Annotated in this window: 13 protein-coding genes; 5 read left to right on the forward strand and 8 right to left on the reverse strand. The window is 43.8% G+C overall.

All coding sequences use genetic code 11. The features are described from left to right. Positions 1–358 precede the first annotated feature (358 nt). The gene (locus ACIFSR_RS07100; protein WP_339205844.1) at positions 359–1,432 is read right to left on the reverse strand and encodes an HD-GYP domain-containing protein; all 1,074 of its coding nucleotides are present in this window, start codon (positions 1,430–1,432) and stop codon (positions 359–361) included. 105 nt (positions 1,433–1,537) lie between these two features. Then, entirely contained in the window at positions 1,538–4,021 is a 2,484-nt protein-coding gene (gyrA, locus tag ACIFSR_RS07105; protein WP_339205842.1) for a DNA gyrase subunit A, read from the reverse strand. Positions 4,022–4,309: 288 nt separating this feature from the next. Here gyrA and ACIFSR_RS07110 point away from each other — a divergent pair, with 288 nt between their 5' ends. Further along, positions 4,310–5,083, forward strand: coding sequence for a YheC/YheD family protein (locus ACIFSR_RS07110; protein WP_430056223.1), 774 nt, complete (start codon positions 4,310–4,312; stop codon positions 5,081–5,083). A 32-nt stretch (positions 5,084–5,115) separates the two neighbouring features. On the opposite strand, the gene gyrB is transcribed toward ACIFSR_RS07110, so the two are convergent. The 6 genes from gyrB to dnaA form a co-directional block, all read right to left on the reverse strand. Further along, positions 5,116–7,026 carry a DNA topoisomerase (ATP-hydrolyzing) subunit B gene (gene gyrB, locus ACIFSR_RS07115; protein ID WP_076266599.1) on the reverse strand — a complete coding sequence of 637 codons (1,911 nt, stop codon included), beginning with the start codon at positions 7,024–7,026 and terminating at the stop codon, positions 5,116–5,118. A gap of 46 nt (positions 7,027–7,072) precedes the next feature. Then, positions 7,073–7,324 carry an extracellular matrix regulator RemB gene (gene remB, locus ACIFSR_RS07120; protein WP_054025778.1) on the reverse strand — a complete coding sequence of 84 codons (252 nt, stop codon included), beginning with the start codon at positions 7,322–7,324 and terminating at the stop codon, positions 7,073–7,075. Positions 7,325–7,354: 30 nt separating this feature from the next. After that, positions 7,355–8,464 carry a DNA replication/repair protein RecF gene (recF, locus tag ACIFSR_RS07125; RefSeq protein WP_339205837.1) on the reverse strand — a complete coding sequence of 370 codons (1,110 nt, stop codon included), beginning with the start codon at positions 8,462–8,464 and terminating at the stop codon, positions 7,355–7,357. Positions 8,465–8,491: 27 nt separating this feature from the next. Further along, positions 8,492–8,707, reverse strand: a complete 216-nt coding sequence (gene yaaA / locus ACIFSR_RS07130) for a S4 domain-containing protein YaaA (RefSeq protein WP_339205835.1) — start codon at positions 8,705–8,707, stop codon at positions 8,492–8,494. A 37-nt stretch (positions 8,708–8,744) separates the two neighbouring features. Then, positions 8,745–9,887 carry a DNA polymerase III subunit beta gene (gene dnaN / locus ACIFSR_RS07135; protein WP_076266596.1) on the reverse strand — a complete coding sequence of 381 codons (1,143 nt, stop codon included), beginning with the start codon at positions 9,885–9,887 and terminating at the stop codon, positions 8,745–8,747. A 320-nt stretch (positions 9,888–10,207) separates the two neighbouring features. Continuing rightward, positions 10,208–11,563 (reverse strand): chromosomal replication initiator protein DnaA, encoded by a 1,356-nt coding sequence (gene dnaA, locus ACIFSR_RS07140; protein WP_076266595.1) that lies wholly within the window; start codon positions 11,561–11,563, stop codon positions 10,208–10,210. Between the two features lie 640 nt (positions 11,564–12,203). On the opposite strand from dnaA, the gene rpmH reads away from it, so the two are divergent. From rpmH to jag, 4 genes are all read left to right on the forward strand, one after another. Then, positions 12,204–12,338, forward strand: a complete 135-nt coding sequence (gene rpmH / locus ACIFSR_RS07145; RefSeq protein WP_054025773.1) for a 50S ribosomal protein L34 — start codon at positions 12,204–12,206, stop codon at positions 12,336–12,338. A 127-nt stretch (positions 12,339–12,465) separates the two neighbouring features. Continuing rightward, entirely contained in the window at positions 12,466–12,837 is a 372-nt protein-coding gene (gene rnpA, locus ACIFSR_RS07150; RefSeq protein ID WP_430056229.1) for a ribonuclease P protein component, read from the forward strand. A gap of 272 nt (positions 12,838–13,109) precedes the next feature. After that, complete coding sequence (locus ACIFSR_RS07155) at positions 13,110–13,862, forward strand: YidC/Oxa1 family membrane protein insertase (protein WP_339209793.1); 753 nt, start codon at positions 13,110–13,112, stop codon at positions 13,860–13,862. Beyond that, positions 13,859–14,482 (forward strand): RNA-binding cell elongation regulator Jag/EloR, encoded by a 624-nt coding sequence (jag, locus tag ACIFSR_RS07160; protein ID WP_076266593.1) that lies wholly within the window; start codon positions 13,859–13,861, stop codon positions 14,480–14,482. Before ACIFSR_RS07155 ends, jag begins: the two co-directional genes overlap by 4 nt. The last annotated feature ends 29 nt before the right edge of the window (positions 14,483–14,511 follow it).

Consider the following 14,511-nt stretch of genomic DNA (forward strand, 5'->3'; position numbering starts at 1 on the left):
GGCAGTTATTACTCGTTGTTCAGTTTTCAAAGAGCAATCTTTTCTCTCTTGTCGACCGTGTATCTCGTTGGCGACCTAGATAATATATCATAGGCGCCTATGGCATTGCAAGTGTTTTTTTCATTATTTGCGAAAAACTTTTTGCATTAGCATTTCATACCTTCTTTTCACCTTTTCAGCTAGCCATAATGGCTTGTTTAAACAATATAACTTGCTACAACATATTATATAATTTCCTAACTTTCATTAATTATTCTTCTAATACAATAAAAAAAGTAAGTACAATGTTACGGTGAGAAGACTTCGTTTAGTCTCCTTATCGTTACACTGTACTTACTTAAAGTTTTGACGAATTCGCTTATCTGAGCACTTCTTTAATATGAAGATGCCTGTCTACGATTAAGTTTACAATGACACCTTCAATGGATACCCAAGGCCTAGTCGGATAATTACGATCCGAGAATACAATCTCTCCAATACGTTCATCGCTAAGCTTAACGACCGTCCCATTATGGAACTGAGTAGCCTTCTCTACAAATGTACGGACATAAGTAGGATCCAGCTTCCCGAAGGAATCGCTTTGAATTTGTTCCAATACGAGATATGGAGATGCAGCTTTCCTATATGCCTTGTTCAAAGTCATTGCATGAAATATATCAGCAATCGCTACGATCTTGGCGTACGGGTTTATCTTCGTCGCATCAATGCCGAGCGGATAACCTGTTCCGTCAACCTTCTCATGATGCTGAAGCGCCGCCATCTTTACACCCTCATTAAGAGCAGATACATTCTTGAGCAATTGGTACCCAAGAACCGTATGACGCATCATTTCTTCTTTTTCTTCTGTTGATAATGTATTAGGCTTCGTCAAGATTGCTTTGTCAATTCGGACGTTGCCGATATCGTGCAATAAACCGGCAAATGCAATTTGCATCCAATCCTTTTGAGGAAAACCCGTCCACTGTGCAATTTGATAGGAGGTTAATGCAGACGTAATGCTGTTATGAAGCAAATAGTCTTTCTCCAAAAATTGACGCGGTACAAAGGTCAGCAAGTTGTAGCTCTTTATGTGCTCCAGCATTTTCTCTAGCTGCTTGCGTACATCCATGATCGGCATGGCTTGACCCGCTGCAACAGAGTTAAATACTTGGCGTAAAACAATAATCATTTTGTCGTACTCTTCATGAAGGGGAGATGCGACTAATGCTGAACTCGATTCTTGGCTTGCATCCTCATCGGTATCCTCTTTTGTCTTGCTCAAATCAATATTGGATTCAATCTCGACACTTGTGATGAGAAATGCTTGCAATATTTCTATTTCTTTAGGGGTAACGATCTTACCCTTTTGAAATAAAACACTGCCAAGTGGGGTGAGGACATCTTCAATGATTTTGTCGCCTAATTTGAGATGTAATAATGTTACTGCTGCCACGAGAGTCCTCTCCCCTTGTGCCTGAATAGTAATTATGTACTCCCATAAATAAAGCAAACCTGGGCTGACCCGTCATGCGACGGAGTCAGCTGCGTCTGCTTTCATTTATTCTTGCGTCGTTTCGCCGCCATCTTGTTCTTCATTTTCATCTATAGCTTCATTCTCTTCACTGCGAGCAACACGTGTAACAGTCGCTACCGTATCATCTTCGCGTGTATTAATCAGCCTTACGCCTTGCGTATTCCGTCCCATCGTAGATATGCCTTCCATGCTGGTACGAATCATCGTGCCAGATGAAGTCATAATCATAAGATCCTCATCATTCTCAACCACTTTGAGTGAGACGATCGGTCCATTCTTATCAGTTACGTTAAGCGTCTTAATCCCTTTACCGCCACGGTTCTGAATACGATAATCGGCCACTGGTGTCCGCTTGCCGTAACCTTTGGAGGTAACGATCAGGATATCATTATCCGGTACGATAACATCCATATCAATAACGGTATCTTCATCATCAAGCTGGATACCTTTTACGCCTGTAGCGGAACGTCCCATCGAACGGACATCCTGCTCAGAGTAACGTATGGACATGCCCTGCGCCGTTCCCATAATAATTTCCTGATTGCCGTCAGTCAGCTTAACGCCAATTAGATCATCGTCCTCACGAAGTGAGATTGCGATCAATCCGACTTTCCGAATGTTGACGTAGTCATCAAGCGGAGTCTTCTTCACAACCCCTTGCCTTGTAGCAAAGAACAAGTAATGTTCCGAATCAAATTCTTGTACAGGTATGACCGCATTGATTGTCTCGCCCTGTTCAATTTGAATGAGGTTGATAATAGGCGTACCGCGTGCAGTACGGTTAAGATCAGGAATCTCATAGGCTTTCAGCTTATACACCTTACCTTTGTTCGTAAAGAACAGCAGGTAGTGATGCGTATTGGATACAAATAGATGCTCAACAAAGTCATCATCCTTAGTACCCATGCCGACAACGCCTTTGCCGCCGCGCTTCTGGCTGCGGTAAGTGCCAACCGGCAAACGCTTGATATAGCCCGTGTGAGTAATGGAGATGATAACATCCTCACGAGGAATAAGATCCTCATCGAGAATTTCCTCATCACTTGCCATTATCTCCGTACGACGCTCATCACCGAAACGATCCTTCAATTCAGCAAGCTCTGTGCTAATAATATCGAGCACAAGCTGCTCATCAGCTAGAATCGCTTTATATTCAGCAATTTTACGCATAAGTTCTGCATACTCTGCTTCTATTTTATCTCTTTCCAGACCAGTCAGGCGCTGCAAACGCATATCCAAAATCGCTTGCGCCTGCTCATGGCTGAGCGAGAATCTTGTAATTAAGCCTTCACGAGCTTGATCAGCTGTTTGGGAAGCGCGAATGAGTGCAATGACCTCATCCAAATGGTCAAGCGCTATTCGCAAGCCCTCCAAGATATGTGCGCGAGCTTCAGCCTTTTTAAGATCAAACTCCGTACGACGACGAATGACCTCGATCTGATGCTGTAAATAATGATAAAGCATATCGCGTATGTTAAGCGTCTTAGGCTCACCATTTACGAGTGCCAGCATGTTAATCCCAAAGTTGGATTGCAGCTGTGTATGCTTGTACAAATTATTAAGTACAATGCTCGGGTTAACATCACGACGAAGCTCAATGACTACGCGCATGCCGTTACGATCCGATTCATCTCGCAAATCAGTAATACCTTCAATTTTCTTCTCGCGAACGAGCTCGGCAATTTTCTCAACTAAACGAGCTTTAATGACTTGATAAGGCAGCTCATGCACAATGATGCGCGCTTTGCCGTTATTCTCTTCAATCGTCGCCCTTGCTCGCATTGTTACCGAACCGCGGCCTGTCAAATAAGCTTGACGAATCCCCATACGGCCCATTACAAAACCGGCTGTTGGAAAATCCGGACCTTTTATGTGTTCGATGAGTTCGAGTGGCGTAATGTCAGGATTAACAATAAGCGCCTGTACTCCATCAATAACCTCATTCAAGTTATGAGGTGGAATATTCGTAGCCATACCAACCGCTATCCCAGTAACCCCGTTTACAAGAAGGTTTGGATAACGTGCTGGCAATACAACTGGTTCCGACTCTTCACCGTCATAGTTAGGAACGAAATCAATCGTTTCCTTGTTGATATCGCGTAGCAACTCCATTGCCATCTTCGAAAGACGAGCTTCCGTATAACGCATGGCAGCTGCAGAGTCGCCATCAACAGAACCAAAGTTACCATGTCCATCTACGAGCATATAACGCATGGAGAAATCTTGTGCCATCCGTACCATCGACTCATAAACTGCGGAATCACCATGCGGGTGATACTTACCGATTACTTCTCCTACAATTCTCGCTGACTTCTTGTGGGGCTTGTCCGGTGACATGCCCAGCTCAGACATCGCATACAATATGCGTCGATGCACTGGTTTAAGTCCATCCCTAACATCGGGAAGAGCGCGACTTACGATGATACTCATTGCGTAATCCATAAAGGAATCCCGCATCTCCGTACCAATATCTCGATCTCTTACAGACATACGTTGTTCTTCCGCCATGATTTACCTCCCTGACGCCATCTATAGCTACTCTTAAATCAACATAACTCTTATATTACTTTCTCAAAAAGCGAGCATATAAACCTTTTGCGCTCATGCTTTTGGAATTCCTGCGAAACTTTCGTATTTACTTGCTAAAAATAGGTGAATTACCGCTCTCCATACATGAAAACCTGCCATAAAATAAACAGACCCAACTTTCATTATACCACTCAATCGAAAGTCTGTCTCCTGCATCATTTCAAATCGATGACCTGTAAAAGCAGCATTTTGAAAGGAGAAAAATCGTTGAGTATACAACGCGTTACGAGCAAATGGGCCAAAACAAAAGTCATGTTGAAATCTGACTATTTGCGCTCTTATATGCCCCCAACAAAACTATTCGGACGCGGCAGCCTTCAGTCAATGCTTAGTGAATATGGTATGGTCTACGTCAAGCCGATAAACGGTACTTTCGGCAATGGCGTCATCCGCGTGGAGAGAACTACTGTACCTGCTCTCGGATATCGCTATCAGCTTGGGACAAAAATCTTGTTTTTCTCAACACTCGACCAGTTATACCATAAGCTAGCTCAACAAACGAAGAAGCGAAGCTATCTTGTTCAAAGAGGTATCCATTTGCTAAAACATCAAAAGCGGCGCTTCGATATTCGCGTTATGGTTCAGAAAAACCCTCATAACGAATGGGAGGCCACTGGCATTATCGGTAGACTCGCCCATCCTGCGAAAATAGTAACCAATTATCACAGCGGCGGGACTCCGATGGCACTTGAGCGGCTCATGGGCGATCATGCTAATGCTTCAGAACTTGCTGCCTTCAAAAACAAATTAAGAAAAGTCAGCATTACGATTGCCAACCAGCTACAAGGTGCCTACCCCAATATAAAAGAGCTAGGCGTGGACATCGCAATTGATGCAAAGCTGCATCCATGGATTTTGGAAGTCAATACATTACCCGACCCATTTATCTTTCGAAAGCTGCCTGATCAAAATGTTTTTCATAAAGTATATCGTTATGCAGTCGCCTATGGCCGATTTAAAAAAAGAAGCAGTCGTCCATAATGGGCGGCTGCTTCTTTTCGAAATCCTTTATCTTAAACATCTAGATTCGTTACGTATCTAGCGTATTTTTGAATAAATTCGCGGCGCGGTTCAACATTATCGCCCATAAGCGTGTCGAACACGATATCCGCTTCAATTGCATCCTCAATCGTTACCTGGAGCATTGTGCGGCTTTCAGGATCCATCGTTGTCTCCCAAAGCTGAGTAGCGTTCATCTCTCCAAGACCTTTATAGCGCTGAACGTTTACTTTTACGCCTTCTCCAAATTCAGCCAAAATCTTCTCGCGTTCCTTCTCGGTTTGCGCGTAGCGAATAACCTTATTACGCTCGATCTTGAATAGAGGAGGCTGTGCAATATAAATATAGCCAGCGTCTATAATTTCACGCATATAGCGATAGAAGAACGTTAAGATGAGCGTACGAATATGAGCGCCATCGACATCCGCATCAGTCATAATGATGATTTTGTGATAACGTGCTTTAGTTAAATCAAAATCATCGCTAATACCGGTGCCCATCGCTGTAATCATTGCCCGAATCTCAGCATTGCCAAGAATACGATCGAGACGCGCTTTTTCTACGTTCAAAATCTTACCGCGAAGCGGCAAAATGGCTTGGAAATGACGATCGCGGCCCTGCTTGGCAGATCCACCGGCAGAGTCACCTTCTACGATGTACAGTTCGCTGATCGATGCATCCTTGGATGAGCAGTCAGCAAGCTTACCAGGTAGTGAGCCAACTTCCAGAGCGCTCTTACGACGAGTCAGCTCACGCGCTTTGCGCGCAGCTTCACGAGCACGAGCAGCAGATAGACCTTTTTCTACGATTTTGCGCGAAACAGAAGGATTCTCTTCTAGAAATTCCTGCAGCTTCTCGGCAAAAAATGATTCTACGATTCCGCGGACTTCGCTGTTGCCAAGCTTAGTCTTTGTTTGTCCCTCAAATTGCGGTTCCGGGATTTTGACAGAAATAATAGCCGTCAAGCCCTCACGCACATCATCGCCGGAGAAATTCGAATCATTATCCCTGATGAGATTTGATTTGCGGGCATAATCGTTAATAATACGCGTAAGCGCGCTCTTAAAGCCCGACTCATGCGTACCGCCCTCATGTGTATTAATATTATTTGCGAAAGAGTATATATTCTCGGTGTAGCTGTCATTATACTGTAGAGCGACTTCTACTTGGATATGATCCTTCGAGCCTTCCACATAAATTGGCAGCTCATGCAAAGGTTCACGATTGCGGTTCAAGTATTTTACAAACTCGATAATACCGCCCTCATATTTAAACGTATTGGATACGCCAGTACGCTCATCACTAAGCACAATTTCAATGCCTTTATTCAAAAACGCAAGCTCGCGAATACGCGATTGCAGCGTCTCATAGTCGTATACGGTTGTTTCCGTAAAAATTTCTGTATCAGGCTTAAACGTTACTTGAGTACCTGTTTCCGTTGTCTCGCCGACAATTTTTATATCATACTGTGGAGCACCCTTGCGGTACTCTTGCTGATAGATATTGCCTTCGCGTTTTACTTGAACAATGACAAGCTCGGACAGTGCGTTTACGACAGATACGCCGACCCCGTGCAAGCCGCCGGATACTTTATAGCCCTCTCCGCCGAACTTACCTCCCGCATGCAAAACAGTCATAACGACTTCTAGCGTCGATTTTTTCAGTTTCGCATTCTCTCCTACAGGGATACCGCGTCCATTATCGATAACCGTTACGCTGTTATTCTCATGCACGATAATTTCGATTTTTGAGCAATAACCGGCCAAAGCCTCGTCAATACTGTTATCAACAACCTCCCATACGAGATGGTGAAGACCTTTGCCACTAGTGGAGCCAATATACATCCCCGGACGTTTGCGTACCGCCTCTAAACCTTCCAAGACCTGTATCTGACTCTCGTCATACGTATGCTGTTCCAAAGACATGCAACTTCACTGCTCCTCTCAACTGCTGTTCCTGATCGCCTTCGCTCTAGCCGTTAGCCACAAACTGATGGGCTCTTTTCTTAAGCGTAGAGGATGAAATAGGCGAATAATATATTTTTTGCTTCGTTACAACGATCGATTTTGGCTCTTCCTCGCCTATCGTTTCAACGTCCTTACGCTTGCGTGCTCCCGCAACGAATTGCTTGGATAGTTTAGAGGATTGCTCGATAGAAATATCAAAGATGGCCACGAGCTCCGCAGCCCGAATTATTTTCTCGCCGCCCAAATGGATGTACATGTCCTCTTCCTCACCTCTCCTATTCGCAATTTAACGTGTCACTCGGCCGTCATGCACATGATAGATGCCGGCATCCTGAAGCCTGCTCACATTCACGCTTTCAAGGCCGGTCGTTGTAATAAAGGTTTGTACTTTGCTCTGAAATGTCTCAATAAGCTGCGTCTGACGGTTCTGATCAAGCTCTGACAGCACATCGTCAAGCAGCAAAATCGGATACTCACCGATTTCCTCGTTAATGAGTTCTATTTCTGCCAATTTTAAAGACAGGGCCGTTGTTCGCTGCTGCCCCTGTGAGCCGTAGACTTGCGCTTCTTTGCCGTTGATAAAAAACGCCAAATCATCACGATGCGGACCCACGAGCGTAACGCCTCTGCGAATCTCCTGATCTTTCACCTGTGTTAACTTTATCATAAATTGATCAAATAAAACAGATTCATCTTGCTGGGCATCTGTATCAAAAGAAGGACGGTAGTCAATCGTGAGCTGCTCAGTCCCGTTCGTTATGCCTGCATGTATTCGTTCTGCAAACGTTTGTAATTTATGTATAAAGTGTTTCCTTTTTTTCATGATTTTAACACCATGCTCTGAGAGCTGCTGATTCCACACCTCAAGCATCGTTTGATTTGCCCCTCCAGGATAGGAGGCTTTCAAAAAATTGTTGCGCTGCTGCAGCACTTTTCCATATTGCTGGAGTGTATACAAATAGCCGGGCTGTACTTGTCCGATTTCCATATCGAGAAACCGTCTTCGCACTCCCGGCGTTCCTTTTACAATTTCAAGATCCTCTGGCGCAAACATGACGACATTTACCGAACCGATGAAATCACTGAGCTTACGCTGCTCAAGTCCGTTTATTTTCGCTTTTTTTCCTTGCGCTGAGAAAAGGAGATCCAGCTTAATCGCTCCGTACTTCTTATCGACCTCGCCAGTAATACGAGCGGAGCTTTCTTGCCAGCCAATAAGCTCCTTGTCCTTAGAGGTACGATGAGACTTCGTTAATGCAAGTACAAATATAGCCTCTAGCAAATTGGTTTTGCCTTGAGCATTTTGCCCAAGAAATATATTGACCTTATTCGGCGTTTGCAAGTCAATCTCGCTGTAATTCCGATAATTTTGCAGCTGTATGCTCGTTAAAAACACGTTTTGACCTCCCGGTCCGTTGGTGCGTTACTCTCTACCTACCGTAAAGACGCCGCAGCCTTCAACTTCTACTTTATCGCCAGCATACAATTTTCTTCCTCTGCGGTTATCCGCTTCTCCGTTAATAACGACAGTGTTTTCTTGAAGGAAAAACTTCGCATGACCGCCGGTTTGAATGCAATCAGAAAGCTTCAAAAATTGGCCCAGCGTTATATATTCCGTCTTGATGGCGATTTCTTTCATGAAAATAGGTCAGCCCTTTCTTGCTTATATTTGAGATTTAGCCCGTTGTTCTATAAGGCAAGATGACATACATGCTATATGCATGATCCATAGGACGAATAATAATAGGGCTCATTGCACCTGTAAAGCCAATAAACAATTGCTCGCTATCAATGACTTTAAGGACGTCGAGCATATATTTAGAGTTAAATGCGATTCGAAGAGGCTCGCCGTTAAATTCTTTTGCTTCAAGCTGCTCCGTTACTCGTCCAAGCTCAGTCGAGCTGGATGAAATTTCAATCGTTCCATCCTCAAGCGTCATAAGGCGAACGATATTCGTTTTTTCCTCACGAGACATGAGGTAGGCACGATCAATCGCGTCCATCACATTTTTTGTATCAAGTACAAGTTCTGTTTTGAACGTTTGCGGAATAATTTTAGAAGTATCGGGATAAGTTCCATCAAGGATACGTGTATAAAATAATACATTTCCGAGTTTAAACAACACTTGGTTGTCTGTTACAACGATATCGACAAGAGCATTTTGCTCTGGAACGAGCTTGGATAGCTCAATTAGTGTTTTCGCTGAAATGACGACATTGCTGAATTTGAGCTGTGCTTCTGTTTCAACTTGTGCCGTACGGCTTGCTAGTCGGTGGCGGTCCGTTGCTACAAATTTCAATTCCCCTTCAAGCAAGTTCCAAAGTACACCTGTCAAAATAGGGGTTTGTTCACTTGCTGAGGCTGCAAGCACAGTTTGGCGAATCATTGCTTTTAATAGATCGCCAGGCATTTGCAATATATCGTTTTGTTCGATGGAAGGAAGTACTGGAAATTCTTCCGGATCAAGTCCGACCATTTGTATTTCAGTAGAGCCCGAACGGATCATCGTCTGATAAGTATTGCTCACATCGATAACGACTTGCTCGGATGGGAGTTTTTTTACAATCTCCACGAAAAACTTTGCGGGCAAAACGACGCTTCCCGGTTTATCCACATGTGCAATAACGAATTGATCTCTTTCCACAGGGATGAAGCTTTGAATAGAGATATCGGTATCGCTTGCTGTAAGTGTTACCCCAAGATGAGTAACCTCAATTTTGATACCGCCGAGAATAGGTATAGCAGGACGTGAGGAAGCAGCCTTTGCTACTTGCTGGATCGCATCGTTTAATTCATTTTTTGAGATTGTTAATTTCATGATTTCACTCCTAGCGTTCTTATAAATTCATCCAAGTATGAGCTCTCACAAACGATTTTTTTGAAAATGGCGTAAATTGGTTATGTTTTGATGATTTCGCGTTTATTTTAAACGTTATACAAACCTTATACTTCACCGCGAAGCGAGCATTTGCCTGTAAAGGCTGGCATCAGCCGTTTTGCCGTATTTGATGATGTTTTTTTAAAGATTTTTAGTAGTCGTAGTAGTAGGGGCACTGAATATGTGGATAACCCCTTGGAAGACCGATAAAGCAAGCCTATCCACATGTGCATAGCTTGTGCATAGGCTTGCTTAGTTGTTCACATATGATTTTTGATCTTTTCGGTCAGGTTTTGAATGATTTTGTACAGGTCCTGATCTATTTTAAGCTGCTGTGTAATTTTCTCATGTGCGTGGATAACGGTTGTATGGTCACGCCCGCCAAAAGCCTCGCCAATCTTCGGAAGCGAGAAATCGGTGAGCTCCCTGGATAGATACATTGCGATTTGCCTAGGATAGGCTACCGCCTTCGTTCGTTTCCGCGCTTTGAATTCCTCTAGCCGCAGCCCGTAGAACTCCCCAACCTTCGTCTGAATATCATGCATCGTAATCATTCTAGGTCTGCTGGAAGGAATGATATCCTTAAGCGCTTCTGCCGCCAAATGCGACGTAATGTCTGCATTTATCAAGGATGAATAGGCGACTACCCGAATAAGGGCACCCTCCAGTTCACGAATATTTGTATCGATTTGATTAGCGATATAGATCATCGCTTCGTTAGGAATATCTAGATTCTCAGCGCGTGCTTTCTTGCGCAGTATTGCAATCCGCGTCTCCAGATCCGGCGGCTGAATGTCGGTAATAAGTCCCCATTCAAAGCGAGAGCGAAGCCTTTCTTCCAGCGTAGGAATTTCCTTTGGAGGCCGGTCACTTGAAATGACAATTTGTTTCCGCTCCTCATGCAGCGCATTAAAGGTGTGGAAAAACTCTTCCTGCGTCTGTTCTTTTCCGGCTAGAAATTGAATATCGTCAATGAGCAGAACGTCGATATTGCGATACTTCGTACGGAAGCTTTCACCACGATTATCACGGATAGCGTTAATGAATTCGTTGGTGAATTTCTCAGACGAGATGTAAAGAACTTTCGTATTCGGGTTGTGATCCATGATGTAGTGGCCAATGGCATGCATTAAGTGGGTTTTGCCTAGCCCAACTCCACCGTATAAAAACAATGGATTGTAAGCTTTGGCCGGCGCTTCCGCTACGGCAAGCGATGCTGCATGCGCAAAACGGTTGTTAGCACCGATAACGAATGTATCAAATGTATACTTCGGGTTAAGCATATGAGTAGGTGTCGCTTCCTCATTCATGACAGGGGAATGCACCGCTTTCGGCGGGAACATATATGCGGGCTCCGCACCCTTAGGTTCCTCAATAGAGAAGCGAACATCGACTTGTCTGCCCAAAAACTCAAACAGTGTCGTTCTTATTAGCTTCGTATAACGGCCCTCCAGCCATTCGGCCGCAAATGTTGTCGGCGCTGTTACTTCAAGCATGGAATCATCAACAAAATTAGCTTTCGTTGCTTTGAACCAAGTGTCAAAGCTCGGTTTGCTCAATTTCGTCTGTATGATCGACAACACTTGCTGCCATAAATCATAGGTATGGCTGTCCACAGACTGTCACTCCTTATCCAAATCGCCACAAGTGGCGCAGTTGCAAGAAAAAATGTCGAAAACAAGGGTATTATAACGAAAGCATCCACATTATGAAGAGAAATAAGTGAATGAGTTATAAATAGGGGATGAGTTTGTTCACAATGTTATCCACAGGCTGTTGATAAAACTGAGGCAATATTGATCTAATCCACAGTGAAAACATAATTATCATAGCAAAAGATGCCTTATATTTCAACGAAATCGCATATTTTATCCACATTCTCAACTGCTTGTGCATAAAAGTTATCTACACCACTACATATTGTTTATATCTTGTTAAGATTTCGACAAAGTTCGTTTAACCCGCCTGTGGATTGTGCACATGTTATTAGTTTTTGAAAAATGAAGTCAATTCATGCGTTTATCCACAGCTGACTTGAAATTATTTTTATCAACAAGAGGGTGCTGGAGCTGATCATTGACTTTTGGGGCTGGGCATGGTTTAATAAAAAAAGCGTTTTTTTAAATATAAGACGTTATAGGTGCATGCTTATAATGCTGCTTATATACACCGCGAAACGATGCTGCTCCGTCAAACTATGACGGCGAGAGCCGTTTACGCTTGATTGGAAACACGCAGTATAGGAGGTGCAGAACGATGAGACCTACATTTAGACCTAATGTAAGCAAACGCGCGAAAGTGCATGGATTCCGCAAACGGATGAGCACGAAGAACGGACGTAAAGTTTTGGCAGCGCGTCGTCAAAGAGGAAGAAAAGTACTGAGCGCATAAGCAGAAGACCACGTCCGGTGGTCTTTTTTTTTTGCTTGTGAGGATGAGGAGTGAGTGAGCAGCAGCTTAGGCTGCTCGCTTGCTGACTATACTTAGAAGATGAACAAGAGAACGGTGGCCAACAGTCGTGCATAGAAAATTGCGTCTTCGCAATCGTGAAGACTTCAGCCGGATTTATCGAGGCGGCAAATCGTTTGCGAATGGGCAATTCGTCGTCTATTGGTCGAAACAACCATCGGCGGAACCATTTCGCCTCGGTGTATCGGCAAGCAAAAAAATAGGCAATGCGGTAGTACGTAATCGCATGCGCAGAATGATTAAAGAAATTGTTCGTCACCAAGCTAATCGAATCGTTCCCCGAACCGACTTCATACTAATAGTAAGAAAGCCTGCTACATTGATGAAGATGAAGGATATGGAGAAGAGCGTTCTTCATGTATTGAAGAAGGCCGGTTTGCTGAAAAGCACGAGTAGTTCAAAAGAGAAGCAGGCAGATTAACGATATTTTGCCGGCTTGCTTCGCATGCCTAAAAAACGTGATACAGCATGCGCCAAGAAAGCGGATGCATGGATAGTCTCGTTGTTTCTTTGTCCCATAAATTATGGTATAGTCTAGATTGAAAATATAAGATTGTATTAGTCATACAATGCCTGTATTTTTCCACGAAACATATGCTGCGCCGCAAGAGTACGGCTATTGCCGCTGACGCTTGATGTAATGGCTTTCAGAGAGGAGTTTTAAAGTTGTTGTTTTGGACAAAAAACAAGAAAATGATTTTAGTGTTCGGTCTTGTTCTGCTTATGGGTGTGCTGGCAGGATGCGGCGCTCCATCAACAGAGACAACCGAGACTGCTGATCTATTGAAGGGGAACTTCTGGGAGAAGAACGTCGTTTATTACTTTGCCTTAACGCTTGATACGTTCGCAGGCTGGTTTGGCGAATCCTACGGACTTGCGATATTGCTCCTGACGATCATTGTAAGAACATTGATTTTGCCGTTAACGCTAAAACAATACCGCAGCTCCAAAGCTATGCAGGCGTTGCAGCCGCAAATGGCTGAAATTAAGAAAAAATACAAAGACAATCCGCAAAAACAGCAAGAAGAGACAATGAAGCTTTTCCAAACGCATCAAGTAAATCCGATGGCGGGCTGTTTGCCTCTAATTGTTCAAATGCCGATTTTTATCGCTTTGTACAATTCAATCTACAAAAACCCTGATATTCGTGAGCATACATTCTTGTGGCTTCAGCTTGGAGAGAAAGATCCATATTACATTCTTCCTATTCTTGCTGCCGCTACAACGTTCATTCAGTCAAAGATGATGCAGAAGCAGCAAACACAAACAATGCCAGGTATGGGCATGATGCTGGCGATCTTCCCTGTGCTCATTTTTGTAATGGCACTTTCTTTCCCAGCGGCTCTTCCTTTGTACTGGGTTTACAGCAACATTTACACAATCATTCAAAACTACTTCCTATACGTTCGTTCATCTGACAAAGGTAAGGAGGCCCCTGCGAAATGAAGAAAATCATTGCATCGGGGAAAACGGTAGAAGATGCTGTACGTAACGGATTATTACAATTGCAAGTAACTGAAGACCGCGTTAAACAAGTTGTGCTTGAGCAGCCAACCAAAGGTTTCTTTGGACTGTTCGGCGCAAAGGAAGCGAAAGTTGAGCTTGAGCTTATTCCCGATCCCATGCTTGAAGCGGAGAATTTCCTCCGTGAAGTGGCTGGCACGATGGGATTGCAAGTAAACATCGATCGAAAGCAAACAAGAGACGGTATACATATTGCTGTAACAGGCAGTGGAGATCTTGGCATGCTGATTGGACGTCGCGGACAAACGTTGGATGCATTACAGTACTTGGTTAATATTGTGGCTAATCGTTATTCTGACAGTCATTTGCGTATCGTACTTGATGCAGAAGATTTTCGGGAGCGCCGCCGCAAAACGTTAGCGGATTTATCCGACCGTTTGGCGGGACGAGTTATCCGCACAAGAAAAGAAGTTGTCTTGGAGCCGATGTCGCCGCATGAGCGCAAAGTTATTCATTCGCAGTTGCAGAACCACCCTAAGGTGAAAACGTTTAGTAAAGGCGATGAGCCGAACCGGCGAGTCGTTATTGCATTAAGACAATAAGCTGTACAATATAAATGTATACGAATCAA

It is taken from the genome of Paenibacillus sp. NRS-1760 (assembly GCF_050467785.1).
Taxonomy (GTDB): Bacteria; Bacillota; Bacilli; order Paenibacillales; family Paenibacillaceae; genus Pristimantibacillus.

Excerpts from the sequence above, each read along its gene's own strand:
- gyrA (WP_339205842.1), bottom strand. The coding sequence starts at position 4,021 with ATGGCGGAAGAACAACGTATGTCTGTAAGAGATCGAGATATTGGTACG.
- gyrB (WP_076266599.1), bottom strand. The coding sequence starts at position 7,026 with ATGTCTTTGGAACAGCATACGTATGACGAGAGTCAGATACAGGTCTTG.
- remB (WP_054025778.1), bottom strand. The coding sequence starts at position 7,324 with ATGTACATCCATTTGGGCGGCGAGAAAATAATTCGGGCTGCGGAGCTC.
- yaaA (WP_339205835.1), bottom strand. The coding sequence starts at position 8,707 with ATGAAAGAAATCGCCATCAAGACGGAATATATAACGCTGGGCCAATTT.
- dnaN (WP_076266596.1), bottom strand. The coding sequence starts at position 9,887 with ATGAAATTAACAATCTCAAAAAATGAATTAAACGATGCGATCCAGCAA.
- rpmH (WP_054025773.1), top strand. The coding sequence starts at position 12,204 with ATGAGACCTACATTTAGACCTAATGTAAGCAAACGCGCGAAAGTGCAT.
- ACIFSR_RS07155 (WP_339209793.1), top strand. The coding sequence starts at position 13,110 with ATGATTTTAGTGTTCGGTCTTGTTCTGCTTATGGGTGTGCTGGCAGGA.
- jag (WP_076266593.1), top strand. The coding sequence starts at position 13,859 with ATGAAGAAAATCATTGCATCGGGGAAAACGGTAGAAGATGCTGTACGT.